General features: G+C 59.8%; 31 protein-coding genes and 1 tRNA gene. 19 read left to right on the plus strand and 13 right to left on the minus strand.

The window, feature by feature from the left end:
• Positions 1-86: 86 nt before the first annotated feature.
• The gene (locus ACP6KB_RS16645) at positions 87-344 is read right to left on the minus strand and encodes a CII family transcriptional regulator (protein ID WP_236043165.1); all 258 of its coding nucleotides are present in this window, start codon (positions 342-344) and stop codon (positions 87-89) included.
• A gap of 53 nt (positions 345-397) precedes the next feature.
• Positions 398-637 (minus strand): helix-turn-helix domain-containing protein, encoded by a 240-nt coding sequence (locus ACP6KB_RS16650; RefSeq protein WP_442108226.1) that lies wholly within the window; start codon positions 635-637, stop codon positions 398-400.
• A gap of 117 nt (positions 638-754) precedes the next feature.
• Here ACP6KB_RS16650 and ACP6KB_RS16655 point away from each other — a divergent pair, with 117 nt between their 5' ends.
• From ACP6KB_RS16655 to ACP6KB_RS16705, 11 genes are all read left to right on the plus strand, one after another.
• Positions 755-1,441, plus strand: a complete 687-nt coding sequence (locus tag ACP6KB_RS16655; protein ID WP_442108228.1) for a S24 family peptidase — start codon at positions 755-757, stop codon at positions 1,439-1,441.
• Between the two features lie 15 nt (positions 1,442-1,456).
• Positions 1,457-1,786, plus strand: a complete 330-nt coding sequence (locus tag ACP6KB_RS16660) for a Rap1a/Tai family immunity protein (protein ID WP_442108230.1) — start codon at positions 1,457-1,459, stop codon at positions 1,784-1,786.
• Positions 1,787-2,159: 373 nt separating this feature from the next.
• A complete protein-coding gene (locus ACP6KB_RS16665; protein ID WP_442108232.1) occupies positions 2,160-2,348 on the plus strand; it encodes a hypothetical protein in 189 nt (62 codons plus the stop codon).
• 60 nt (positions 2,349-2,408) lie between these two features.
• Positions 2,409-2,660, plus strand: a complete 252-nt coding sequence (locus ACP6KB_RS16670; protein ID WP_442108234.1) for a hypothetical protein — start codon at positions 2,409-2,411, stop codon at positions 2,658-2,660.
• On the plus strand, positions 2,657-2,812 hold the full coding sequence (locus ACP6KB_RS16675; protein WP_442108236.1) for a hypothetical protein: 156 nt from the start codon (positions 2,657-2,659) through the stop codon (positions 2,810-2,812). Before ACP6KB_RS16670 ends, ACP6KB_RS16675 begins: the two co-directional genes overlap by 4 nt.
• A gap of 180 nt (positions 2,813-2,992) precedes the next feature.
• The gene (locus tag ACP6KB_RS16680; protein WP_442108238.1) at positions 2,993-3,301 is read left to right on the plus strand and encodes a hypothetical protein; all 309 of its coding nucleotides are present in this window, start codon (positions 2,993-2,995) and stop codon (positions 3,299-3,301) included.
• A 123-nt stretch (positions 3,302-3,424) separates the two neighbouring features.
• The gene (locus ACP6KB_RS16685; RefSeq protein ID WP_442108240.1) at positions 3,425-4,186 is read left to right on the plus strand and encodes a recombinase RecT; all 762 of its coding nucleotides are present in this window, start codon (positions 3,425-3,427) and stop codon (positions 4,184-4,186) included.
• The gene (locus ACP6KB_RS16690; protein WP_442108242.1) at positions 4,173-5,858 is read left to right on the plus strand and encodes a YqaJ viral recombinase family protein; all 1,686 of its coding nucleotides are present in this window, start codon (positions 4,173-4,175) and stop codon (positions 5,856-5,858) included. Before ACP6KB_RS16685 ends, ACP6KB_RS16690 begins: the two co-directional genes overlap by 14 nt.
• Complete coding sequence (locus tag ACP6KB_RS16695) at positions 5,858-6,058, plus strand: hypothetical protein (protein WP_442108244.1); 201 nt, start codon at positions 5,858-5,860, stop codon at positions 6,056-6,058. Before ACP6KB_RS16690 ends, ACP6KB_RS16695 begins: the two co-directional genes overlap by 1 nt.
• Before the next feature lie 9 nt (positions 6,059-6,067).
• Complete coding sequence (locus ACP6KB_RS16700; RefSeq protein WP_442108246.1) at positions 6,068-6,889, plus strand: DNA translocase FtsK; 822 nt, start codon at positions 6,068-6,070, stop codon at positions 6,887-6,889.
• 71 nt (positions 6,890-6,960) lie between these two features.
• Positions 6,961-7,572, plus strand: coding sequence for a 3'-5' exonuclease (locus ACP6KB_RS16705; protein ID WP_442108248.1), 612 nt, complete (start codon positions 6,961-6,963; stop codon positions 7,570-7,572).
• A gap of 22 nt (positions 7,573-7,594) precedes the next feature.
• On the opposite strand, the gene ACP6KB_RS16710 is transcribed toward ACP6KB_RS16705, so the two are convergent.
• Positions 7,595-8,479: a hypothetical protein gene (locus tag ACP6KB_RS16710; RefSeq protein ID WP_442108250.1), complete on the minus strand. Its 885-nt coding sequence runs from the start codon at positions 8,477-8,479 to the stop codon at positions 7,595-7,597.
• A gap of 32 nt (positions 8,480-8,511) precedes the next feature.
• Here ACP6KB_RS16710 and ACP6KB_RS16715 point away from each other — a divergent pair, with 32 nt between their 5' ends.
• Positions 8,512-9,435, plus strand: a complete 924-nt coding sequence (locus tag ACP6KB_RS16715; protein ID WP_442108252.1) for a DNA cytosine methyltransferase — start codon at positions 8,512-8,514, stop codon at positions 9,433-9,435.
• Here ACP6KB_RS16715 and ACP6KB_RS16720 read toward each other — a convergent pair whose 3' ends face one another.
• Positions 9,436-10,014, minus strand: a complete 579-nt coding sequence (locus ACP6KB_RS16720) for a hypothetical protein (protein WP_442108254.1) — start codon at positions 10,012-10,014, stop codon at positions 9,436-9,438. It lies immediately after the preceding gene.
• Positions 10,015-10,100: 86 nt separating this feature from the next.
• On the opposite strand from ACP6KB_RS16720, the gene ACP6KB_RS16725 reads away from it, so the two are divergent.
• From ACP6KB_RS16725 to ACP6KB_RS16740, 4 genes are read left to right on the plus strand one after another with little or no spacing between them, the layout of a single operon-like run.
• The gene (locus tag ACP6KB_RS16725) at positions 10,101-10,412 is read left to right on the plus strand and encodes a hypothetical protein (protein WP_442108256.1); all 312 of its coding nucleotides are present in this window, start codon (positions 10,101-10,103) and stop codon (positions 10,410-10,412) included.
• Entirely contained in the window at positions 10,409-10,846 is a 438-nt protein-coding gene (locus ACP6KB_RS16730) for a hypothetical protein (RefSeq protein ID WP_442108258.1), read from the plus strand. The genes ACP6KB_RS16725 and ACP6KB_RS16730 overlap by 4 nt, the downstream gene beginning before the upstream one ends.
• A gap of 10 nt (positions 10,847-10,856) precedes the next feature.
• Positions 10,857-11,069, plus strand: coding sequence for a hypothetical protein (locus tag ACP6KB_RS16735; RefSeq protein ID WP_442108260.1), 213 nt, complete (start codon positions 10,857-10,859; stop codon positions 11,067-11,069).
• Between the two features lie 9 nt (positions 11,070-11,078).
• Entirely contained in the window at positions 11,079-11,324 is a 246-nt protein-coding gene (locus tag ACP6KB_RS16740; RefSeq protein WP_442108262.1) for a hypothetical protein, read from the plus strand.
• Here ACP6KB_RS16740 and ACP6KB_RS16745 read toward each other — a convergent pair.
• Positions 11,321-12,298: a tyrosine-type recombinase/integrase gene (locus ACP6KB_RS16745; protein ID WP_442108264.1), complete on the minus strand. Its 978-nt coding sequence runs from the start codon at positions 12,296-12,298 to the stop codon at positions 11,321-11,323. The two genes, ACP6KB_RS16740 and ACP6KB_RS16745, sit on opposite strands and share 4 nt — an antisense overlap.
• A 137-nt stretch (positions 12,299-12,435) precedes the next feature.
• Positions 12,436-12,509, minus strand: a tRNA-Cys gene (locus tag ACP6KB_RS16750).
• Between the two features lie 309 nt (positions 12,510-12,818).
• On the opposite strand from ACP6KB_RS16750, the gene alkB reads away from it, so the two are divergent.
• The 3 genes from alkB to ACP6KB_RS16765 all read left to right on the plus strand — a co-directional run bounded on the left by alkB (position 12,819) and on the right by ACP6KB_RS16765 (position 16,908).
• Positions 12,819-13,475, plus strand: a complete 657-nt coding sequence (gene alkB, locus ACP6KB_RS16755; protein ID WP_442108266.1) for a DNA oxidative demethylase AlkB — start codon at positions 12,819-12,821, stop codon at positions 13,473-13,475.
• Between the two features lie 72 nt (positions 13,476-13,547).
• On the plus strand, positions 13,548-14,825 hold the full coding sequence (locus ACP6KB_RS16760; RefSeq protein WP_442108268.1) for a bifunctional O-acetylhomoserine aminocarboxypropyltransferase/cysteine synthase: 1,278 nt from the start codon (positions 13,548-13,550) through the stop codon (positions 14,823-14,825).
• 151 nt (positions 14,826-14,976) lie between these two features.
• Positions 14,977-16,908, plus strand: a complete 1,932-nt coding sequence (locus ACP6KB_RS16765) for a DNA topoisomerase III (protein WP_442108270.1) — start codon at positions 14,977-14,979, stop codon at positions 16,906-16,908.
• Positions 16,909-16,929: 21 nt separating this feature from the next.
• On the opposite strand, the gene ACP6KB_RS16770 is transcribed toward ACP6KB_RS16765, so the two are convergent.
• From ACP6KB_RS16770 to ACP6KB_RS16800, 7 genes are all read right to left on the minus strand, one after another.
• On the minus strand, positions 16,930-17,754 hold the full coding sequence (locus ACP6KB_RS16770) for a class I SAM-dependent methyltransferase (protein WP_442108272.1): 825 nt from the start codon (positions 17,752-17,754) through the stop codon (positions 16,930-16,932).
• A gap of 48 nt (positions 17,755-17,802) precedes the next feature.
• Positions 17,803-19,896: a TonB-dependent siderophore receptor gene (locus ACP6KB_RS16775; protein WP_442108274.1), complete on the minus strand. Its 2,094-nt coding sequence runs from the start codon at positions 19,894-19,896 to the stop codon at positions 17,803-17,805.
• A gap of 99 nt (positions 19,897-19,995) precedes the next feature.
• On the minus strand, positions 19,996-20,751 hold the full coding sequence (locus ACP6KB_RS16780; RefSeq protein WP_442108276.1) for an ABC transporter permease: 756 nt from the start codon (positions 20,749-20,751) through the stop codon (positions 19,996-19,998).
• Entirely contained in the window at positions 20,751-21,950 is a 1,200-nt protein-coding gene (locus ACP6KB_RS16785) for an ABC transporter substrate-binding protein (protein WP_442108278.1), read from the minus strand. Before ACP6KB_RS16785 ends, ACP6KB_RS16780 begins: the two co-directional genes overlap by 1 nt.
• A complete protein-coding gene (locus tag ACP6KB_RS16790; protein ID WP_442108280.1) occupies positions 21,916-22,758 on the minus strand; it encodes an ABC transporter ATP-binding protein in 843 nt (280 codons plus the stop codon). Before ACP6KB_RS16790 ends, ACP6KB_RS16785 begins: the two co-directional genes overlap by 35 nt.
• Positions 22,755-23,816, minus strand: a complete 1,062-nt coding sequence (locus tag ACP6KB_RS16795; RefSeq protein ID WP_442108282.1) for an acyl-CoA dehydrogenase family protein — start codon at positions 23,814-23,816, stop codon at positions 22,755-22,757. The genes ACP6KB_RS16790 and ACP6KB_RS16795 overlap by 4 nt, the downstream gene beginning before the upstream one ends.
• 52 nt (positions 23,817-23,868) lie before the next feature.
• Positions 23,869-24,426: a carboxymuconolactone decarboxylase family protein gene (locus ACP6KB_RS16800; protein ID WP_442108284.1), complete on the minus strand. Its 558-nt coding sequence runs from the start codon at positions 24,424-24,426 to the stop codon at positions 23,869-23,871.
• Positions 24,427-24,433 lie beyond the last annotated feature (7 nt).

Genomic DNA, 24,433 nt, shown 5'->3' on the forward strand with positions numbered 1-24,433 from the left:
ATTGCGCAATACAGCTTGAACGTCTCGACCGGTTCCTCGGCCAGGGCGCCCCACTCGTCGTCATTGATCTGGAAGGCAGGCACGGCCTATTCCTCGTCCAGCTGGTCGACGTGCTGCACATGCTCCATCCAGCGCTTGGCCTGGTGCAGGATCGCCTCGATGTCGCGCTGGTTGAAGCAACGCATCTCCATGGGGACGATCTTCAGGTCAAGCACTGCAAGGATCTCTGCGAATTGCTGGAACTTCTCCGGCTTCATGCGGCTGATGGTTGCCTCATCGCAACCGACTGCAAGCGCTACCGGGCCATTCCCGACCGATGCAAGCCGCTGCATGAGAACGGCCATGTTCTTGCGGGACCTTGAGACCTGCTCCGGGCTTAATGAGGGCGTCGACATGATCAAGCCGCCACGTCTTCTGCCCCGGCAAAGCGCTCCGGGTACAGGATGTGGATCTCGGTCAGGTCGCCTTCGAATACCTGAACCAGCTTTTCAGCTAGTGCCGTAGATGCCTTTTGTTCGCCGCGCTCAACCCGGGAAAGGTTTCCCGAATCGAGGCGGTCGCCCAACGCAGCAACGCGGGCCGTTACATCAGCCAGCGTCCACTTGCGGGACAGTCGTGCTCTTTTCAGCGGGGACATGGCATTTGCCTTTTGAGGATGGACTCAAATCAATTCTGCGCATTGCGCAGATTTCATGCAAGGAAAATCTGCGCAACGCGCTTTGCGTCCTGCGCAGCAAGAACAGAGAATCATTGAATGGATATAGGACAACGCATTAGAGAAGCGCGAAAGGCCAAGGGTCTGACGCTTGAAGCACTCGCCAATCAGGTCGATACCGACACTGGCAACCTGTCGCGCCTGGAGCGTGGTAAGCAGGGTGTAAGCCGAGAACTACTCAGCAAAATCATGGCTGCGCTGGATTTGACGGTAACAGTCGCCGACCCTTCTGCTGGGTCAGGTGGTTTCTTGTTAAGTGCGATTGAGTACCTCAACAGCCAACAAGACTCAAACGTAGAGGATTTCATACAGAAGGTAGGGATACTGAGAAAGTACCCACTTATCAGTTGGGTAACCGCTGGGGAATGGGCAGAGTCGCCTGACAACTTTACTCCTGGTCAAGCTGATGAGTGGCTGGTCTCAACAGAAAACGCCGGCACTCATGGCTTCTGGTTAACCGTACGTGGCGACTCAATGACCTGTGCAGGAAACCCAAGTTTCCCCGAAGGTTCACATATCCTGGTGAAACCTGAGGCCGATCTGATCAGCGGTAAATACTACGTCGCTGAGATGCTTGATAGCGGCGAAAAGACTTTCAAACAGTATGTTGAAGACGCTGGGGTCAAATACCTACGCCCATTGAACCCGGCTTACCGCACCATGGAAATCAACGGAAATTGCAGGTTCATCGGGCGCGTAATCGACACGAAGATGACAGGACTCTGAAGGTCTGGGTGAAAAATGAAAAAAATAGTTCTAGCGACCGCAGCTGTTGCTGCACTTATAACCGGGCAGGCTTGGTCGGCAACTGGGAACGACCTGATGCAATGGCTGCCAGAATATGAGAGTGATACTGCCTCCTGGGCAAGCGGTATGTACCTCGGATTCGTTTCAGGCGTAGCAAGCGCCACCAATGGCGTTCTTTACTGCTCCCCAAAGGCTACAAATGGTCAAAACGCAGCGATCGTTGCCAAATTTCTAAAAAACAATCCGGAAAGATGGACAGAAGATGCTGCGATGCTGACTGCCGAGGCCCTGCAGAAGGCCCATCCGAAGTGTAAAAACACATAGCTCCCAAATAATCACAGAGCCCAGCCCGCCATTTGGCGGGCTTTTTTTTACCCGCAAGAAATTTTCTGCGCTTGACGCAGATTGTTTTCTGCGCATAATGCAAACATGTTCTGCGCATAACGCAGATTCATGGCAGCGAGCCGAGCCTATTCGGTACAGGGGAAGCCTCACCCCGGGTGCGCAGCGTCGAGCACCGCATAAACGAGAGCCGACAGCCTGCATGGCGTGGTCGGCTGTCGGGCCTCAAGGGCCCCCGAACCAAGTCATCGCCCAGTCCGCAGGTGGCGTGTAACAGCGGCGGCAGCAGCACCGGAACATTTCACTTCTGCACCTGGTTACGGGTGCAGCGGGAAATCAACCGGAGGAAACACCCATGACTCAACAGCCACAAGAACCCGTGAAATGCACCCGCTGCCGCCAACCGGTGGAGAAGCCGATCTACCGAACCATCTACTTCCAAGGTTACGACCATGTGCGGCGCAAGCGCGCCGCCATGAGTGAGTGCCTGCCGTTCTGCAGCGAAGAGCATGCCAGTCACGAGCAGATGAGCCGCGAAGGCTGACGCTTCCACTGGCTGGCCTTCCACCGAGGGCCAGACGGGGAATCAACAGAGGAAACCACCATGTTCAACCAGACCGCCCTTCCCCTTTTCAACGAACGAGTTCGCAAGGTGCTGGAGACGCCGCCGGTTGACCTGGTGGCGACCGAAAGCGAACTCAGCTACGCCGCTGGCATGGCGGCGTATGCCCTGGCCCGTGGCGATATCGGCCATGAAGAACACAACCTGATGAACATGCGCATCGACATGGCGCGGTTCAGTGTTCTCGCCCGCACCCTGCGCCAGGAACGTATAGAACGAGTGACGCGGCAGTGACCGCCCACGACCTGTGGCTCGACCTGCCCGACCTGGACGACGAGCCTGAACCCGAAGAAGACGATGCCGAGCCGGACGACTACCCGTTCCAGGCCGGTGACTGGCGCTCTGATGAGCGCTGCATTCAGTTGGAGCGCCGCTATGACCAGTAAATGCCGGGCGGTCATCGCCCCCACCATCCCCGGACTGATCAGAGCCCTGCAATCGCAGGGCTTTTTCTTGGTCACCGATCTGCCTCGGCAAATCAGCATCGAGGTCCGCCGAAACATGCTTGTTGTGAGGTTTCCATGAGCGAAATGAATCTCCCACCACTCGGCTCAACGGTGCGAATCGTGAAAGTCGGCCTCCCCATCTGGCCAGAGGCAGAGCAGTTCATCGGCGCCAACTGCACGCTCTGTGCGGTCTTCGATACCGGTGGCACCTGGATGGTTGCCGTCGAGCACCAGGAAGAAGGGATCTGCTGCTGCTTCCAAGCCCGGATGGTGCGTACGCCAGAGCAGGCTGAGGCGGAACGTATCGAAGCCGAATTGAGCGCAATGATCGACGTTGCCCTGGTGACTCCCGTCGTTACCCCGGCGCAGGCACGCATCGTCATGGACCGCCTGCAGAAAGCTGGCTACGGCAAGTTGCCTGCGCCATGACCGCCGCCCAACACCGGCGCCGCCTGCTGATCTGGCGCGGCGCTTCCACTTCCCTCCTTGGCTGGTTCGGTTGGCTGGTGCTGATCGGGTTGGCTGACCTCATCACTCGATAGGACCACAACCATGACTGATCTAACGATCAAGCCAACCTTCAGCTTGGCACCGCAGAACCTTGACGAAGCGTTGAAGTTCGCCGACTACCTGGCCAATTCCGACATTGTCCCCAAGGACTTCCAGCGCAAGCCAGCCAACATCCTGGTAGCGGTTCAGTGGGGCATGGAGTTGGGGCTGCAGCCGATGCAGGCCATGCAGAGCATCGCCGTCATCAACGGCCGTCCTTCCCTTTGGGGTGACGCGGTTATCGCCCTGGCTCGCAGCTCGCCGCTTTGCGAGTACATCACCGAGACGGATGACGGTGAGACGGCAACCTGCCGGGCCAAGCGCCGCGGCGAGGAAGAGCAGGTGCGCACGTTCAGCATGACCGACGCCAAGCTGGCCGGCCTGGCTGGCAAGTCTGGCCCCTGGAGCCAGTACCCGAAGCGTATGCGGCAGATGCGTGCGCGAGCATTTGCCTTGCGTGACGTCTTCCCAGATGTGCTGCGCGGCATGCCTGTTGCCGAGGAAGTACAGGACATCCCGACCGAGCGCGAGCTCAATCAAGCACACGCCCGCAAGGCCGACGAGCCCAAGCAGCTGCCGGCCTACACCGACAGCAAGCTGGAAGAGAACGCGGACAAGTGGCGATCGATGATCGCCAACGGCCGCACCAGCCCTGAACACCTGCTGGCCAACCTGACCAGCAAGTACACCGTCACCCCCGAACAGGTCGAGCGTATCCACGCTCTGGCGCCCATTGAAGGAGATCACACCGATGCAAGTGCATAACGTCCAACAGGGCACGCCAGAGTGGCACGCCCTTCGCTCCAGCTACTTCACCGCTTCGGAGGCGCCCGCGATGATGGGCGCTTCGAAGTACCAGACCCGCAACGAACTGCTGGCCATGAAGAAGACCGGCATTGTTCCGGAGGTGACGCCCCAGCAGCAGGCCGCTTTCGACCGTGGGCACGCAACAGAGGAACTTGCCCGCCCTCTGGTCGAGGAAATGATCGACGAAGAGCTCTACCCCATCGTCGGCACCAGCGGCAATTTGCTGGCCTCGATGGACGGCGCCACGATGCTGGGTGACACCTTGTTCGAACACAAGCTGTGGAACCAGAAGGTTGTCGCACAGATCCGTGCCGGCGAGCTGGAGCCGCACTATTACTGGCAGTTGGAACAGCAGCTGCTGGTCAGTGGCGCCGAACGTGTGATTTTCGTTTGCTCGGACGGCACCCGCGACAACTTCGAGCACCTGGAGTACCTGCCTGTTGCAGGTCGACGCGAACAGCTGGTTGCTGGCTGGGCTCAGTTCGAAGAAGACCTGGGTAACTTCGAAGTACAGGAAGCCAAGGTCGAAGCCATCGGCGCCGCTCCGGATCAGTTGCCCGCGCTGCGCATCGACGTCACCGGCATGGTCACTGCAAGCAACCTGGACGCCTTCAAGTCCCACGCGCTGGCTGTGATCGGCAACATCAACACCCAGCTGTCGACCGACAAGGACTTCGCCGATGCCGATGCCACCGTGAAGTGGTGCGGCGAGGTCGAAGACAAGCTTAAGGCCGCCAAAGAACATGCCCTGAGCCAGACCGAAAGCATCGACGTGCTGTTCAAGGCTATCGATGACATTGCCGCCGAGACCCGCCGCAAGCGGTTGGAGCTGAGCAAGCTGGTAGCTGCCCGCAAGGACCAGATCCGCTCCGATATCGTCATCGACGCGGCCAAAGCCCTGCAGGCTCACATTGATCAGATCGACGGCACGCTGGGCGGGCGTATCCGCATGCCGAAGGTCCCGGCCAATTTCGCCGAGGCTATCAAGGGCAAGCGCACCATCGACAGCCTGAACGAGGCGGCCGACGCAGAGCTGGCCCGGGCGAAGATCGAGGCCAGCCGGATTGCCGACGGCATCCGCATCAACCAGGCGAGCATGAACGATCTGGCGGCCAACCATAAGTTCTTGTTCCACGACTTCCAGGAACTGGCGCTGAAGGCCAACGACGATCTGGTTGCGCTGATCAAGGTGCGCATCAACGAGCACGAACAGGAAGAGCAAAAACGTCGTGATACCGAGGCGGCCCGCCAGCAAGCCGAACAGCAGCGGCAGCAGGACGAACAAGCTCGACAGCAGGCTGCCCAGGCAACAGTCGCGCAGGAAGAAAGCAAGCCGCAGCCGGTGGTCGAGCAGATCCATAGCCCTGATCCGGCGCCGGCAGCAACGCCGATCACCAGTGCAACACCTGCAGTGCAACCAGCAGCCGACGACGGCCAGCGCATCAAGCTGGGCGACATCGTTGCCCGCCTGGGCTTCTCGTTGACTGCTGAATTCCTCCACACCCTGGGCTTCCTACCGGCCGAGGTCAAAGGCGGCGCCAAGCTGTACCGCGCCAGTGACTTCCCGCTCATCTGCACTGCGCTTATCCAGCACATCCATGGCGTGCAAACCACCCAGGCTGCTGCGTGATGGCCAGCCAGACCGTGGAGGAACTGTACGACCGGGTTGAGGAATTCACCTCACTGCTCGCCGCCGCGGAGCTCCACGCGGATGGCGCCTGGGAAGACGAGTTCGTTACCAACATGCGGGCCAACTTCAAGCGCCATGGCCCGCGCACCCTTCTGAGCGTTCACCAGCAACGAAAGCTGGAACAGATCGCCAAGTCTTGAGGAAACCCCATGAAAGTAGAACACCGCGAAGCTATCGAGCGCGCCAAGATGCATGGCGTGCCTTCAATGGTCCTAGCCCATCAATTGATGGTGCGCGATATGGTGGATGCCGCCATCTTCGAGCTGCGCAACATGAAAGCGCCGTTCAATCGCATGAACGAAGAAGACCAGCAAGAGGTGATTGACCGTCTTACCGAGCAGGCGGAGGAAGTCGTAACCACCGCCGTCGGCATCATCAGCTCGCGCACGGTCGACACCATTCCTATCAAGATCGCCGACTCTAAGTTCAAGGAAAAGAACATCACCGTTACCGGCACGGTGGATGCCCAGGACCCGAACCGGCATGGTCTGATCGACCTGTCGGGCAAGCTGGCTCTGCTGGTGCTGGCCCCGAACGACTACGCCGAAGGTACCGATGGCATCAAGGCCGAGCGTGATCAGCGCGAGCTGCCTCTGAGCGCCGGTGCCATTGCCGAGGCGATGTATCGAGACCGTCGCAACACGCCACTTCAGGAAAATGAGCTGGATGACAAACCCGTTGACTTAACCCCGACGCCACAAACCGACCAGGTCCCTGCTGATATCGCGGTAAGCAAGGAGTTCGGCGATTTCGACTACGAGGACGCCAAGCAACTGATCGTGCTCAAAGCCAACGGCAAGCCGTTCAAGGCCCACTGGGTGCAGAGCCGCCTGGCGGTGAGCAGCGAACAGGTAACCACCCTGCTGCTGCGCTTGCTCGATGACCAGGTGATCGAGGTGGCAGAAGAAGGCGAGTCGGCCCTTGAACACAGCTACAAGGTGATCGCCACCCTCGAACAAGTGGTTGCCTGACAGTCAACCTTCCCTACAGCAACACCACAGGCGCCTCCAGGCGCCTTCTTTTCACCTTAAGGAAACCCGCCATGCCCAAGCTAATTGCCATCTTCGACACCGAAACCACCGGCCTCCCACTGTTCAAAGACCCAAGCGACGACCCACGCCAGCCGCACATCGTCGATATCTGCGCCCTGCTCTACACGCCGCAGGGCGAACTGGTCGACAGCTTCGAAGCCATGGTGCGGCCTCAAGGTTGGGATATTCCAAACGAGGTTGCGGCAATCCACGGCATCACCAACGAAATCGCGCTCGAGCACGGCATCCCCGAGCACGAAGCGGTTGAGGGGTTCATGCGCATCTGGCGCCAGGCCGGCCTGCGGGTCGCTCACAACGTCTCGTTCGACGACCGTATCTTGCGCATTGGCCTGATGCGTTTCCAAGGCGAAGAAGTGGCGAACCAATACCGCGAAGGCGACAAGTTCTGCACCTGCCAGGCCACCACCAACATCGTGCAGTGCCCACCCACCGCCAAGATGATCGCCGCCGGCCGGGGCAAGCAGTTCAAACAGCCCACCGTTGCTGAGGCTTTGAAGTTCTTCACCGGTGAAGATCTGGTCGGTGGCCACCGCGCCCGCCCGGACACCGAAGCCTGCGCCCGTGTGTACTTCGCTCTCCAAGCTTACCAGTCGGCGGCTTGATTCATCGATCGAGAACGAGGCATCAATCGGTATATCGATGCCTCGCTACACCGTCAACCGTTTCGATAACTCCGCGCTTCAGCGTAAAAGTCTGTGACGCAAAATGATCCACAGGAACAATGGTTGTAATATCACTTAAATCACCTATTTCCAGTTCGAGCGCACCGTCAGCGTTCAAGCCTTCAGATCTACAGCCGATACAAAACCGATATTCCCGCTGCCACGCATACTCTTTATCTTTCCTGAATAGTCCAACGATTCCGTTGTGGACATCCATGTCAACATAATCAACTTGCCCATAGCCACCTTCAAAAAATGTCGAACTATATAGATATGGGTGCGAAGCAATTGCAGCATTCAATCTCTTTGAAAATTCAACAGGTTTGTTTACGAGGAGCACGTGATCGCCCAGTTCTGTAAACCGATTACTCAATGCCACTTTCCCTGCAAGCTCGCCTGGGACGCGGCCATCGAGGCCATCGGCCAGAGCAGCCATGCAAAAAATAAAAATGTTTGAAGGGTCAGGTAGATCAACGTTAAGCACTGCCTCTGCACCCAGTGAAACTTCTTTTCCGTCGATCACAGCAAAAAACTCACCAACCTGTCTTCCATTAAGCTGGCTTTTAAGAGTCAAGTAATTTTTCTCTAAAAAATCTGCTCTCAGAGCGGTAGCTTCTTCACCTTTCATTTCAGAAAAAAATTTCACGCTATTCATGTACATCTTTCCTTTCTGAAATTGTTGCAGACGAGAAAGCGGCCCAGCTCGGAAAAGTAACCAGCACTGACGATTCGGGCTTCGATCTGGAAAAGCTTCGGTTTGAAAAGAACCAGTAAAAGCCATAACTCCCCTCATTTCTTGAAATCGTTTATCTCCGGCACCAAGCCGGGCCATCACTCCATAGCTCATTTCAACGAATCACGCCAGTTAGCGAGGCTCCTATGACAACAGCAATCGACCTATTCGCCGGGCTCGGTGGATGGAGCACCGGCGCGCGCGCCGCAGGCGTCCAGGTTCTCTGGGCAGCCAACCACTGGCCTGAGGCCGTGAAATGGCATTCAGCCAACCACCCACATGCTGAGCATGTCTGCCAAGACTTGCACCAGGCCCGGTGGGAACTGGTGCCGAAGCATGACCTGTTGCTGGCCTCACCGTGCTGCCAAGGTCACTCGAAAGCCCGGGGCAAGAAGTCGGGCAACCCACAGCACGACTCGTCGCGCTCGACAGCCTGGGCAGTGGTATCTGCCTTGGAGTTTCACCGGCCGGAAGCGGGACTGGTGGAAAACGTAGAAGAGTTTACCGACTGGGCGCTCTACCCTGCGTGGGTGTCAGCAGTTCAGGCGCTTGGCTACCAGATTGCGCCGCATGTAGTTGACTGCGCTGACCTGGGTGTGCCGCAACATCGCGTGCGGTTGTTTCTGGTACTGACCCGCAGCAAAGCACCGCTGATGCTTGAGTTACATCGTCACCAGCATGTGCCAGCTGCAAGCTTCCTCAACTTCGACGCCGGACGCTGGTCGTTGATCGAAAAGCCGGGGCGAGCCCAGGCGACACTCGACCGAGTGCGCAATGGCCGCCTGGGCTTTGGCGAGCGGTTCATCATGCCCTATTACGGCAAAGGTTCTGGCACCACCGGGCGCGACATTAACCGCCCGATTGGCACCATCACCACCCTAGACCGTTGGGCGCTGGTCGACGGTGACCGCATGCGGATGCTCAGTGCCAATGAGGCGCTGGCCGCGATGTCGTTCCCGGCTGACACGCTGCGCCCGGACAACCACCGGCTGACCATGCACATGGTTGGCAATGCCGTTCCGCCTCTGGCCGGGCAACGAGTGATTGAAGCATTGTTGACAGCCGCCTAATCACCACTTGCGCATCAACTCGCCAATTCCCGGAGGTATTTCCACTTCGACTTTCTTGTGCAGCGACCAAAATAACCGGTACTCATCCTGCCACATGTCTGCTTCAGATTTTAGGAAGTGATTTCGCTGATGACCCGAGGTGTATTCGCAAAAACCTGCCTTCGACGTAACACCAAGCTGCTCATCTAAATGAGCCTTTAAGCGACTCATATCAAGAATTTTTATACAAGCCGTCTTACTCATTTTTTTCGCAACATTTCGGCTTAGGCGTCGACTGAAAGAAAGAATCAACCCGTCTTCCTCATAATACGATGCATTAAATACATCTGGCTGCCTAACACCATCCACGTAATTATCGCACATGGTGAGGCCTTTAACTTGAGCCCCGGGGGAAAGCCTAAACAGCGGGTTTGGCGTAGTTAAATCAACTGGAGAGTCATGAATTAGGTTTTCATCAGGAGTATATATACCAGACCTTTCCATTTTCCTATAAGTGCTTGCTGGGTTTATAGGAATCACACCTCCGAACATCCAAGTTTCAGCATGCCAATGCTCATTCAAGTAAAGATACAAGCTCATAAAACCTCCTTTTTTTAGAACCCGCAATATACAGCCGAGATATCCCGAATCAAACCACAGCCCGAACAATCAGTCTGAGGTAACCCATGAACCCAATCGCACAGGCGGCCCTTGACCAGGCCCGCCGCCCTAACCCTGCGCCTGTGTTTTCAACCGAAACCGCCATCCGCCCTAAGCCCATACCGGTGCTGGTGGTGAATGGCCCCATCAACCACTTCATGCGCTTACAGGCCCGGGCCGAGGCTACCGCCACGGTTCTCGCCATGCACCGAACGCTGTCCGCCACCAACGGGGTGGCGCTGGTGGTGGAACACCTCAAACGCACCGCTGCCGACAAGCCCGGCAGCCACGTCGCCGGATACCTGGACGTAATCGAACTGCTGGAGTCGCAATCATGAGCAAGGTGCAACGCTACATCTTTGATCACACCTGCGGCCGGCTGTTGAAAAGCTACATAGGGCATTTGTTCGGGCGGGAATATGTCGATGCAACTGACTTTGCCCGCGTAGTAGCTGAGCGCGACCAGTTGCAGGCCGACCTGACAGCGCGGGATGAAGCGCTCGACCAGACACAGGACCTCTTGCGCTACATGGTCTACGACTACCGCTCGGTTGTGCAGGCCGGGTACGACAGGATCACCGCACTAGGCAGCGATTGCGACAGCGTGGCCAAGATGCTGGACGACAACCCGAACTACCAGAAGGCGCTGGCCCTGTTGCTCCCAGACCTTGAGAGCCGTCCGGAAGAGCGCGGCACGCCGGAAACCGAACCTTGCTCAGGCTGCGGAACCCCGGGTTGGACAGGGGCCTGCAACAAGTGCGTCCCTTACTGAGGCTTTGACCATGAGACCAATTGCCGTCTTCTGGGCCTGCCTCACGTCAGCCGCCTTTGCCTTTCTGATTGGCGCGGTGCTCGGCGCCGTCTCCGCAACCAACCAAGTTTCACAGGCTGAGAGCCAGCACCAGCCCCCACCAGTCGGCGATCAGTTCGACGAAGGACCAGTGCTGGTACGCATTCCCGGTACCAATACCACCACAACCCGATTCATCTTTTGAGGGGGTCACATGGAACAAGAGGTCATCCACATCCCCGAGTTGGCCAAGATGCTCGGGCGAACGGAGTCATCGATCAGGAGCGCCAGGCAAGGCGGTGCCAGCTGGCTGCCGCCCTTCTTCAAGCAGGGAAGCCGGATCTGCTGGCGGGTCGCTACAGTGCGCAGGTTCTTGGAGGAATACGAGCAGGGCTTGCATATGCCGGCCAAGCCGGGCCGGAAACGTCAAACGCCCCCGACCCTGGCCAGCGTTCGCTAGCCAAGCTTGTCGGCCAAAGCATCCGGGCACAGATGGGTATAGCGCTTAAGCATACTCATCGTCTTGTGCCCGGTGATGCTCGCCACCTCCATGATCGACAGCCCCTTCTCAAACAGCCTGGACGTACCTTCATGGCGCAGGTCATGAAAGTGCAGATCACTCACCAACGCCGCCTTGCACGCCCGATGGAAATACTGGCTCACCGAGTGCGGCGCCAGCGAGAACACCTGGCCGTCGAGCCGCGCAGGTAGTCCGTCAAGTAATGCCCTGGCCTTCGACGACAACGGGACCAAGCGACGGGTACCGTTCTTCGTATCTTCAAGCAGAACATGCTTGGCCTTGACGTTCTCGCGCCGGAGCCCAAGCAGCTCACTGCGGCGCATGGCCGTCTCGATTGCCAGCTCGATGATCGCCGGCATCTCGGCGTGAATCTCCCCTGCCGCTTTGATCACCCCATTGAGCTCAATGCTCATCGGTCGGCGATCCCGTTCCTTTGCCCCCTTGGGCATGCGCAGTTTCATCACCGGGTTGCTCAGCCCCTCAATACCCCAGTCCTTGATCGCTACCGTGAACAGGTGGCTGATGATCGCCAGGTCGAGCTTGACCGTGACCGTGGACTTCCCCGCCTTGAGCTCTTCATCTCTATACAAAGCAAAATCGCTTGACCGCAATACAGCCAATCCCTTGTCAGCAAGTGGATGCTTCTTCCACTTGTTGATGCGTGTCAGCTCCTGCTTGGCGCCCTTCTTCGACAAGCTGACCTCGCGGGAATATCGGTCCAGGGCTTCAGTCAGTGTCGTTCGCTCGGCCTCGCGCATATCGACGAACCGAGCACGCGACATGTCGCCCTCGATCTCGGCCGCCCAGCGCTGGGCATCGGCCTTGGTGTCGAAGGTAGCGGATAGTGAGGGGTATCCCTTGCGGCGGATCTTGGCCCGCCATGCGCCGCCTGGGCGCTGTTCATAAGTTGCCATGCAGCGGAGTTTGCCGAGGACTTGTGGGACACGCAATTTCCTTTGGTGTCCCAGAATTGTCCCAAATGCCTGTCCCAACAAATTCCGCAGGCATAACGAAAAACCCCGCAGACGTTAATCTGCGGGGCTTTCAATAATGGAGGCCGAGGTCGGAATCGAACCGGCGTAGACGGATTTGCAATCCGGAGCATAACCACTTTGCTACTCGGCCTCAAATGCCCAAGACCCTGAAACAAGCAATCTCAAACATATACAACTCTGTAAGGAAACAACTTGATATTGCTGCTATCTCCTTGAAAACGCTAAGCTTTTCAGCTGCCTCGTTTTCGATGGACGCAATTATGGACTCATTCGATTGAGCTGGCAACCCCTTGAATTCAAAAAGTTTATTTTTTTCTGCAAGGAGGGCTGATGGCCCTTTATTACCGGGTTCGAACGCAAGGTTCGGGATGCCCTGAGTAGCGCAAAGCACCTTATCATACAGGTCAAACCTCTTAACTCACGCTGCAGTTTGTCACCGATGATGCAAACCGAGCTGGACCTGTTCGCCCCTCAAGACCCTCCCCAACCCTATTGGGTCGGAACACAGGCAATGGTTTTGCCAGGCTTTGCCCTGCCCCAGGTGCAAGCGTTGCTGCCAGCACTGCGCGAGGTGGTTGCTCTGGCGCCGTTTCGGCACATGTTCACCCCCGGCGGGCTGAAAATGGCCGTGGCCATGACCAATTGCGGGACGCTGGGCTGGATCAGTGATCGCCACGGCTACCGCTACAGTCCGCTCGATCCGCTGAATCAGCAGCCTTGGCCGCTGTTGCCCGAGGTGCTTGTGCAACTGGCCAGCCACGCCGCCCGCCTGGCAGGGTTCGACGATTTTCTGCCCGACGCCTGTCTGGTCAACTGTTATCGGCCCGGTACCCGCCTGAGCCTGCACCAGGACCGTGACGAGCGTGACTTCTCCCAGCCGATTGTTTCGGTGTCGCTGGGGTTGCCTGCAGTGTTTCTGTTGGGCGGGCTTGCCCGCAGTGAGGCAACTCAGCGCATTAACTTGCACCACGGCGATGTGCTGGTCTGGGGTGGCGAGGACCGGCTGCGCTTTCACGGCGTACTGCCGCTCAAACCCGGTGTACACCCGCAACTGGGCGAACTGCGCCTCAACCTGACCTTGCGCAAGGCCAGTTAGCCTGGCCCTTGACCGCCACAGATGCACCGCTCCATGCTCTACCCCTCCCCCCGTGTTTCAAGGAACGATTGCATGAAGCTGGAAACCCTGGCCATTCACGCGGGCTTTAGCCCCGATCCGACCACCAAGGCTGTCGCGGTACCGATCTACCAGACTACGTCTTTCGCCTTCGACGACACTCAGCATGGCGCCGACCTGTTCGACTTGAAGGTGGCCGGCAACATCTATAGCCGGATCATGAACCCCACCAACGATGTCCTTGAGCAGCGCATGGCCGCGCTGGAAGGTGGTGTCGGTGCGCTGGCGGTGGCGTCAGGGATGGCCGCTATTACCTACGCGATCCAGACCGTGGCCGAGGCCGGCGACAATATTGTCTCGGTGGCCAAGCTCTACGGCGGTACCTACAACCTGCTGGCCCATACCCTGCCGCGTTTTGGCATTCAGACCCGCTTCGCCGCACACGATGACATTGCTGCTCTCGAAGCGCTGATCGACAGCCGCACCAAGGCAGTATTCTGCGAATCGATCGGTAACCCGGCCGGTAATATCGTCGACCTCCAGGCCCTGGCCGACGCGGCACACCGCCATGGCGTGCCGCTGATCGTCGACAATACGGTGGCGACGCCGATCCTCTGCCGCCCGTTCGAACACGGTGCCGATATTGTCGTGCACTCACTGACCAAGTACATCGGCGGCCACGGCACCAGCATTGGTGGCATTGTCATCGACTCGGGCAAATTCCCCTGGGCCGAGCACAAGGAACGCTTCGCGCTGCTCAACACCCCCGACCCGTCTTATCACGGCGTGACCTACACCGAAGCGTTCGGCCCGGCAGCCTTTATCGGCCGCTGCCGGGTGGTGCCGCTGCGTAACACTGGGGCGGCGTTGTCGCCGTTCAACGCCTTCCTGATTCTGCAGGGGCTGGAGACGCTGGCGCTGCGCATGGAACGCCATACCGAGAACGCCTTGAAGGTTGCCCATTACCTGCAAAGCCACGAGCAGGTTGCCTGGGTCAAGTATGCCGGCCTGCCTGATCACCCTGAACACGCACTGGCACAGCGTTATACCGAGGGCAAACCGGCGTCGATCCTGTCGTTCGGGATCAAAGGGGGTCAGGAGGCCGGTGCGCGCTTTATCGATGCCCTGCAGTTGGTGGTTCGTCTGGTCAACATTGGCGATGCCAAGTCGCTGGCCTGCCATCCGGCGTCCACCACCCACCGTCAGCTCAACGACGAAGAACTGCAGCGCGCTGGGGTGCCGCGGGACATGGTGCGCCTGTCGATCGGGATCGAGCACAGCGATGACATCATTTCCGACCTGAGCCAGGCGCTGGAGGCTAGTCGGCTTTAAGCTGCAAGCTGCAAGCTGCAAGCACGCGAGCGCTCTTGAAGCTTGTGGCTTGTAGCTTGCAGCTCAACCCTGTACATCCATACAGATAAAACTTGCCAGGCCTGCCCCGTATGCGCATCCTATGGCGACCTCCAGCCATAGATCGAGCGGCATGCGCCTGTTTCTCTGCGAAAAGCCTTCCCAGGCCAAAGACATCGCCAAAGTCCTCGGCGCCAACCGCCGTGGCGACGGTTGCTGGGTAGGCACTGATGTCACCGTCACCTGGTGCATCGGCCATCTGCTCGAAACCGCTCCGCCCGACAGCTATGACGCGCGCTACAAACGCTGGGCGCTGGCCGACCTGCCGATCATCCCGGCGCAATGGAAAATGCTGGTCAAACCGAAAACCGCCAGCCAGTTCAAAGCGGTCAAGCGCCTGCTGGGCGAAGCGCGGGAGCTGGTGATCGCCACCGACGCCGACCGCGAGGGCGAAATGATTGCCCGTGAGCTGGTCGAGCACTGCCGTTACCGGGGGCCAATCCGGCGCCTGTGGTTATCCGCTCTGGATGATGCGTCCATCCGCAAGGCCCTGGCTGCGCTCAAGCCCGGGAACGAAACCTTCAGCCTGTACCATTCAGCGTTGGGCCGCTCACGCGCCGACTGGCTGATCGGCATGAACATGAGTCGCCTGTTTACCCTGCTTGGGCGTCAGTCTGGGTATCAAGGCGTTCTGCCGGTGGGCCGGGTACAAACCCCTACCCTGCGCCTGGTAGTGGATCGCGACCGCAGTATTGCCAACTTTGTGCCAGTGGCGTTCTGGGCCATCGATGTTGTGCTGGAAAGCGCTGGCACTCGATTCAACGCACAATGGCGCGCAGCCGAAGACGCGTGCGACGACCAGGGCCGCTGCCTCAATCAGGCGCTGGCCCAACAGGCGGCTGCGGCGATCAACCAGGCCAGCAGCGCCCAGGTGCTCAAGGTAAAAACCGAACGCGTTCGTGAGGCAGCGCCGCTGCCCTTCGACCTCGGCACCCTGCAGGAGCTGTGCTCGAAAAAATTCGGGCTCGGTGCGCAGGAAACCCTCGATATCGCTCAGGCGCTGTACGAAACCAACAAACTGATCACTTACCCGCGTAGCGATTGCGGCTACCTGCCCTTGAGTCAGCACAGCGAAGCACCGGCCATCCTGGCCGCATTACTGCGTGCCGATGCCAGCCTGGCGCCGTTGCAGCAGCATCTGCAGGCCCAGCGCCGCTCGCGGGCCTGGAACGACGCCAAGGTCAGTGCCCACCACGGCATCATCCCCACCGCAGCGGCCAGCGACCCGTCGCGTTTACCGCCCAAACACAAAGCGGTGTACACCTTGATTCGTGCCCGTTACCTGGCGCAGTTCCTGCCCGAGCATGAATACGACCGTACCCAGGCAGACTTCGACTGCGCCGGCCAGGCCTTGCGCGCGGTGGGCAAACAAATCGTCGAGCCCGGCTGGCGGCGGGCCCTGCCGGAAGCACTGACACCCGCCAAAGGCCGCGAGGCGCCCGTCGCACAGGTGCTGCCAGCCCTGCAGCAAGGCCAGGCGTGCGCGGTGGCCGAGGTCAACCTCAAAGACCTCTGGACGCAACCGCCCAAACCCTTCACTGAAGGTGACCTGATCAAGGCGATGAAAAACGTCGCCAAGCTGGTGGACGACCCGCGCCTTAAACAGAAGCTCAAAGACACCACCGGCATCGGCACCGAAGCGACCCGTGCCGGGATCATCCAGGGTCTGCTCGACCGCGGTTACCTGATCAAGCAAGGCAAGGCACTGAGTGCCACACCTGCGGCCTTCAGCCTGATCGACGCGGTACCGCGTGCTATCGCCGATCCAGGCACCACCGCGATCTGGGAGCAAGCGCTGGACATGGTGCAAAGCGGAGAAATGAGCCTGGAGGAATTTGTCGCCAAGCAATCGGCCTGGATGAGCAAACAAGTCGAACGCTGTGCCGGGCTGAGCCTGACAATCAGTGGCCCGGCAGTGCCCAACGCGCCCTGGAAGAAGAAACGCAAACGTCCCGCCACAGGTAAACCGGCGCGCAAACCACGGGCCAAGAAGCAGCCAGGTTGATGGCGCGCACCGCGATTGCCTTCAGCCCTGCTTGACTGCTTGCAAGGTGTAACTCAACGGCAGGCGCCAACGGTCCTTGTTCAGCGACCATTCACCGGCGGCGTTCAGGCTCATCTGTCCAGGCAAGGCCTCCCAGGGAATGCTGTCGTGCTCAACCAATGCGGTGATCTGCAAGCCATGCTCAAGCAAGGCGCTGATCACCTCGCCCAAGCCATGGTTCCATTCGTGGGTAACGGTCTCGGTCAGCGGCACCTGGGTATCGACATAGGTCTGATCACTGTCCCACACCGTGGGTGCTTCACGCTCGAAATACGGGTACTCGATCTGCAGCCGGTCCTGGTGTTCCTCGTTCACCGCCAACAGCATCGGATGCCCTTCGCGCAGGAACAATCGCCCTCCCGGCTTGAGCAACGCCGCCACCGTGCGCGCCCAGCGCTCGATGCTGGGGAGCCAGATCAACGCGCCGATGCCGGTATACACCAGGTCGAAACTGCCAGGGGTCAGCACCTTGTCAGCGGCGTACACATCGGCTTCGACATAGTCGATGGAGGCACCGCAGTGCTGCGCCAGGGCACGGGCCTGCAGCAGAGATTGCGAAGAAAAATCCAGCCCGCTCATCTGCGCGCCCAGGCGGGCCAGCGACAGGGTATCGGTGCCGATATGGCATTGCAGGTGGATCGCGCGCAAACCGCGAATGTCGCCCAGACGCGGCAGGTCGAAGCGAACCACTTCTGACAGGTGCGCAGGGTCGGCGATGTACCTGTCCACCTCATAGTCGCTGGACGCCGCATGCAGCGGCGCCCGCTCGTCCCAATTGCGGCGATTGAGCAGTAACGAGTCGTTCATGATTCAGCCGTCCTCTGGCACACATGGAAGCGCTCGACTATAGCCGGTTCACAGCGCCAGGCTCAAACTGACCATCAGGTTGCGCGGCTCGCCCGGCAGGTTCCACACCGCGTTGTAACCGCGCTCGTAGTACTTGCGGTCGAAGACGTTGTTCAGGTTCAGGCCAAGCGTCGCCTGTTCGCTGAGCTTGTAGTGAGCCAGCAAATCGAGGGTGCTGTAAGCGGGCAGATAAAAACTGCTCCCGGCCTGACCAGAACGCTCCCCCACATAGTTGGCCGCCGCGCCGACATCCGAGCCCTGCAACAGGCCTTGCTGAAATTCGTACACGGCCATCAGGCTGCCGCTGTGCCGGGGTATGCCCAGCAAGTCACTGCCTTCGGGCAAGCTGGCATCGCCCTTGGTCACTTCGGCATCGATATAGGCGTAGGCACCGATCAAGCGCACGGCATCGGTAAGCTGACCGCTGAACTGCAGGTCGACACCCTGGCTACGGGCTTTGCCGGCGGCAACGCTGTCGCCCAAGGCGTCGGTGGTGATGACGTTTTCCTTGTCGATGTGAAACAGTGCCAGGGTCGCGCCCAGGCGGCTGTCGAACAAGTCGAGTTTCACCCCGGTTTCATACCCCAGGCCCTTCTCGGGTTTGTACACTTGGCCCTGGGTGCCAATGCTGTTGGGCTTGAACGAGGTCGAGGCGTTGGCGAACACACCAACCTGCGGGGTGAGTTGATACAGCAGCCCGACTCGCGGAGTCGCCACGTCTTTTTCCTGCGTGTTGCTGACCTGACTGCTGCGGTTCTGAGCGATTTGCTCGATGTGCTCCAGACGCACGCCAATCAACCCGCGCAGGCGCTCGGTAAAGCTGATCTGATCTTGCAGGTTGAGCGCGTAGCTTTGCGTGCGCTCAAAGAAATCATTGGCCTTGACCAGTGCAGGCTTCGGCTTGCCATACACCGGGTTGTAAATGTCCAGGCCATACTCCGCCGACGTCGCGCTCTGCGGGTACTTCTGGCTGTTGCGGTAGTTCTCGTACTCCAGGCCAATCAGGCTTTGATGATGCCATCCGGCGAACTCGAATTGCCCGTGCAATTCAGCCTGGGTGATGCTGTCGTTCCATTCGAAATCACGCTCGCGATAAAAGCGGGTGAGCGTGGTGCCGACCAGACGCTGGGGCTCGGAGCTGTTGCCCTTGAGTCGGCCCTGGGTGTAGTGATTGGCCAAACGCAGCTTCCAGCTGTCACTCAGGTAATGTTCCAGCGTCAGGTCCAGGGTCTGGTTGTCGTTGCGGATACGACCATCGTTGGGCTCACCGAAAAAGCTCGAGCGGCTGACGGCCCCCAGTTCGTTGTTCACCGCCGGCACGCCACGGTCAAACACCGACTCGGTGCGCGAAAACTCACTGTCGATCGATACCAGGGTCTGTTCGCTCAACTGCCAGCTCAGCGACGGACTGACGATACGCCGTTCGCTGCCGACGTAATCGCGAAAGCTGCCATTGTCCTCCACCGCCATATTGACCCGCGACAGCACGCGACCGTCGTCGCTGAGCGGCGTGTTCACATCCAGGCTGCTGCGATAGCGGTCCCAGCTACCGGCACTGGCGTTGAAATGGCTGAAGGCTTCTGCTTGCGGGCGCTTGGTGACGATGTTCACCAGCCCCCCCGGATCCCCACGTCCGTACAGGCTGGCCGCCGGACCTTTGAGCACTTCGATGCGCTCGATGTTGGAGGTGTCCGGCGCGCTGTAGCTGCCGCGGTTAACCGCAAAGCCGTTCTTGTACAACTCACCGGTCGTAAAGCCACGCACGCTGTAATTGAGGAAGGTCAGGCCGCCGAAATTGTTCTGCCGGCTCACCCCGCCGGCAAAATCCAGCGCGCGATCGATACGGCTGCTGTTGAGGTCCTCAAGCACTAGGCTCGGCACCACGGCGATGCTCTGCGGGGTGTCGCGGATATCGGTATCGGTCTTCGTCGCGGTACTGGAACGTGTGGCGCGATAGCCCTGCACGGGGCCGGTGGCCGATTCCTCAAGCTGGCGTTCACTGACGGTCAAGGTATCGAGCAATACCGGCTCGGCAGCGGCAGCTGGCAATGCGAACAATGAGGCAGACAGGCCGAGGGAGAAGCGGCTGAGGGGGCAATTCATGGGGGCTCCTTAATCGTGATGTAATAACATAACATTTAACGAAGCCATTTGAAATCACAGAATGCCGCCAACCGCGGGGGCAAGCCCCGCGATCACCGCTCAGGCATGCACCCAGCGCCGATGCAGACCACGCGCCATGGCGTCGAGGATGTAGCCCAGTACCCCGATCAACAGCACCATGGCCATCAACTCCGAATAAGCCAGGCGGTCACGGGTATCGAGAATGAAATAGCCCAACCCGGCACTGACCCCGAGCATCTCGCACGGCACCAGTACGATCCACAGGATGCCAATCGCCAGGCGTACACCGGTCAGCACGTGGCCGATCACCCCCGGGATGATCACCTTGCACAGCGTCTCCCAACGGGTTGCACTGAGGCTGCGGCTCAACTGCAGCCAGCGTGGGTCGAGCTGGCGCACACCGGCTGCGGTGTTGAGCAGAATCGGCCACAACGCGGCAAAGGCCAGGAGGAAGTAGATCGGCTGGTCGCCCACGCCCATCAACATCACCACCACCGGCATCCACGACAGCGGCGAGATCATGCGCAAGAATTGGAACGCTGGCGTGGTCGCCGACTCCAGGTGGCGGTAGCTGCCGACCAGCAAACCCAATGGCACACCGATCAACAACGCCAGCAACAAGCCGATCAGGATGCGCTTGAGGCTGACCCACACATGCTCATACACCTCCCCCTGACCCAACAGCTCGACCAGGCTTTCCAGGGTGGCTTGCGGCGAAAAACGCGCCGACAAGCCATCAACCTCGCCAAACAGGTGCACACCCAACCACCACAGCAACAACAATCCAAGCAGCCCGCCAATACCCAGCGCGCCATGTAGAACATGCTTACCCATCAGATCGCAAACTCCTCATTGCGCTCAAAGCGCTCTGGCAGGCCAAAGGCCTTGAGGCCACCGACCGCGGCAATGCTGTTGCGCACGAAACGGTCGTCCACCAGGTCGCGGGCGGTGTGCTGCGGATCAAGGCTGGCGAGAAAACCCTGTTCACCTTCAATCAAGGTGTTTTGTAAACGCCGCACCAATTCCTCGGTGTAGCTGGGGAACGGATAGGGCTGAAAGTCGATGCGCTTCTCGTCCCACTGCGCGTGCTGGATGGCACCGCTGGCGATGTAGGCCGCACGTGCATCGGCAGCCGGCGCCAGCACCTGACTCAGTACCTGCGGCGTATGCGGGGTATAGCGGTTGGGCCCGGCCTTGGACAGCAACGCGGCTGCTTCGGCGCGGTGCTCGCGCGTCCACAGCTGGGCTTTGACGATGGCATTGACGACCTTCTGCGACCACTCCGGACGGTTGTTCAAATCGTGCTCGTGCATGAACACCACACAGCAGGCATGGTTGCGCCAGACATCACCGGTAAAGCGCTGCACGCGCCCCACCTTGAGGTCTTCGGCCAGGGCGTTGAACGGCTCGGCGACGATGTAACCGGCAATGCGCTTGCTGGCCAGGGCTGGCGGCATGTCCGAGGGCGGCAGTACCACCAGGTTGACCTCATTGTCCGTCAATGGTGCGCTGGTCGGCTTCGACACTGGGGTCAGGCCATGGTCGCGGAACAGCTGCTGCACCACCACGTTATGAATCGAGTACCAGAACGGGATCGCCACGCTCTGCCCGCCCAGTTGCTTGACCTCGGTGATACCCGGCGCCACGGTCAGGCCCGAGCCGCCGACATGGTTCCAGGCCACCACTTTGGCCGGCACCTTACTGCCATAGCGGGCCCAGACGGTCATTGGCGAGAGCAGGTGAATCACGTTGACCTGACCAGAGATGAACGCCTCGATCACCTGCGCCCAACTGCGCAACAGCACTGGCCGTTCAGCCTTGATACCTTCGGCCTCGAACAGGCCATTGTTGTGCGCAACCAGCAAAGGGGTGGCATCGGTGATGGGCAGGTAGCCAATGCGCACCGGAGCGTCCGGATCGCTGGCAGCACGCGCCTGCAGACTGCTCAGCAGCGGCATGGCGCCAGCGGCGGTCAGCAAGGTGCTGAGTTTGATGAAGTCACGACGTGTGTGAGTGAAGTCGTCCAGGCACATGGGCAGTCTCCGGCGGTAAAGGTTCAGGCGTAGGTTCAGGAGTGCGGCTGGCCCGCCGAAGGGTTTTGAGGATGTCGATACGCAAGGCGCCCAGTTCTTCGACCCGCTGTTCACGAGGGTGCGGCAGGTCAATCTGCCATTGGCCGAGGGTGCGCGCCGGGTGGTTGCCCAGTAGCAGCACGCGATCAGACAACAGCAGCGCTTCGTCGATATCGTGGGTAATCAGAATCGCCGCGGTGTTGTGCTGGGCGATCAGTTGCAGCAACAGCTGTTGCATGTCGGCGCGGGTGACTTCGTCCAGCGCGCCAAAGGGTTCGTCGAGCAGCAACACCTGTGGCTGACGCGCCAGGCAGCGGGCCAACGCAGTACGCTGGGCCATGCCTCCGGACAGCTGCGCCGGGTATTGCTCGCGAGCGTGCTGCAAGCCGACGGCGGCAATCGCATGATCGATCCGCGCGCGGCGCTCGCTGGCGGCCAGCTTGGGTTGGCGGGCGAAATCCAGGCCGAAAGCAACGTTGCTTTCCAGGCTTAGCCAAGGCAACAGGCTGGGGTCCTGAAACGCCACGGCCAGACGCGGATGTGGCCCCTGCAGCGGCTCGCCGAGCAAACTCACCCCACCGCTGCGCGCCTGTTGCAGGCCGGCCAGCACGCGCAGCAGGCTCGATTTGCCGACACCACTGGGGCCGAGAATCGTGATGACCTCCCCGGGTGCCAGTTGCAGGTCGAAATCTTCCAGCACACTGTGCCAGCCTTGCTCACGCGGGTAGCCAAGGCTGATGCCACGGGCTTCGAGTAACACCTCGCTCATACCGCCGATGCCTGACGCTGCAGCTCGGCGCGCAACTGCACCAGGCTTGGGGTCACAATCGGCACGAACGCCGACTCACGCCAGCGCCGGGCGAAGCCTGCACCATAGGCATTGAGGTAGGCTTTGCCACCACTGGCCTGCAGCTCCAGTTGCACCGCTTCGGCAGCCGTTTCAGCCAAGGTTATGCGCAGTTTGAACAACGCGGCAGGCTGGCTCAGAAAGCGGCCATCCAGCAGGCCCTTTTTCAATTCGCCGACGGTGTTTTCCAGACGCTCGCGCAACACGCTCAGCGCCTCGCCGAGGAACGAGCGCATACCTTGCAGATGTCCTTCGACCTCTTGCAACGAACGCCGTGCCAGGCCGATGGCCATGCCACATTGCAAGCCCAGGAACGACGGACGAACCGCTGGCAGGAACTGCTTGGCATTCTCGTGCAACAACCAGTCACGACTGATCGCCACCTGCTGGAAGTTCAAGGCTGCGGTGTTGCTCGATTGCAGGCCCATCAGTTGCAGATCGTCCGAGCGGGTGAGCCCGCTGGCATCGTCCGGAATGGCCAGGACAAACGGCGAAGCGCCCTCTTCCTCGATGGCTGCCGCCACCACGAAACCGCCCTTGCGCAGGTTGGTGACCCAGTGCAAGCGGCCTTCAAGCGTCCAACCCTGCGCGTCTGCGAGGCCGCGGACCTGCAACGATTCAATCCCCGAAAGGTACTTCATGGCGTTGGACAGGCCAGTAGCACCGGCCAGTTCACCGCTGAGCAGTTTGCCCAGCAAACGCTCGCGCAGGGCAGCGTTAGGGCTGTGCAGCAGGTATTCGATAAAAGCACGCTGACCCCAGAACACAAAGGCAGCGGCCAGAGAATGGCTGGCCACGTTGGCAACCGTTTCCACCGCGTCAGCAACCGTACCGCCGCTGCCGCCCAGTGCTTCGTCGATGCCAACGCGCAGCACTTGCGCCGCCGCCAACTGCCCCAATACCGCCTGCGGGTCGCAGTGGCCCAGATCGAGGGCTTCGGCCTCGCTGTCCAGCCACGTGACCAATGCGCGATCGAGCATGTCGTTTACTCCTTTAAAAAAAGCGCCAGCCTGCGCTGGCGCCAAGGGATCATTAGGCCGAAGGCTGCCAGCGGTACTTGCTCAGCTCGTCATTGAGCGGCGTCTGGGCAAACACATTAGCAAAGTTGCACAAGGTGGCCAGGCTCACACCGAGGATCACCTCCAGCGCGTGGCCTTCGCTGTAACCGGCTTCGCGGAAGGCGCCGTACCCGGCCTCGCTGACGTTGCCACGGGTGGCGATCACTTCGCGGGTGAAGGCGGCCAGGGCTTCGAGTTTGTCCTGCGGCAAATGCGCGCGGGCACGCAGGGCATCAACAACTTCTTGTGGCAGCTTGGCCTTGTTCAAAGCCACGGCGGTATGGCCGGCCACGCAGAAGTCGCAGCCATGATTGGTGGCGGCCACCAGTTGCACCACCTCACGCTCAGCCAGGTTCAGCTCGGCCTTGCCGTTGAGCGCCGACACGGTGACGTAGGTTTCCAGCGCCGCCGGGGCATTGGCCAGCACGCCGAGCAGGTTGGGAATGAAGCCCGAGTTTTTCTGCGCGTTTTCCAGGAAAGGACGGGCAGCTTCGGGAGCGCTTTGCAGTGTGTGTAGGGTAACGCGCGACATGGAGTGG

It is taken from the genome of Pseudomonas sp. NUPR-001 (genome assembly GCF_052147955.1).
Lineage (GTDB): Bacteria > Pseudomonadota > Gammaproteobacteria > Pseudomonadales > Pseudomonadaceae > Aquipseudomonas.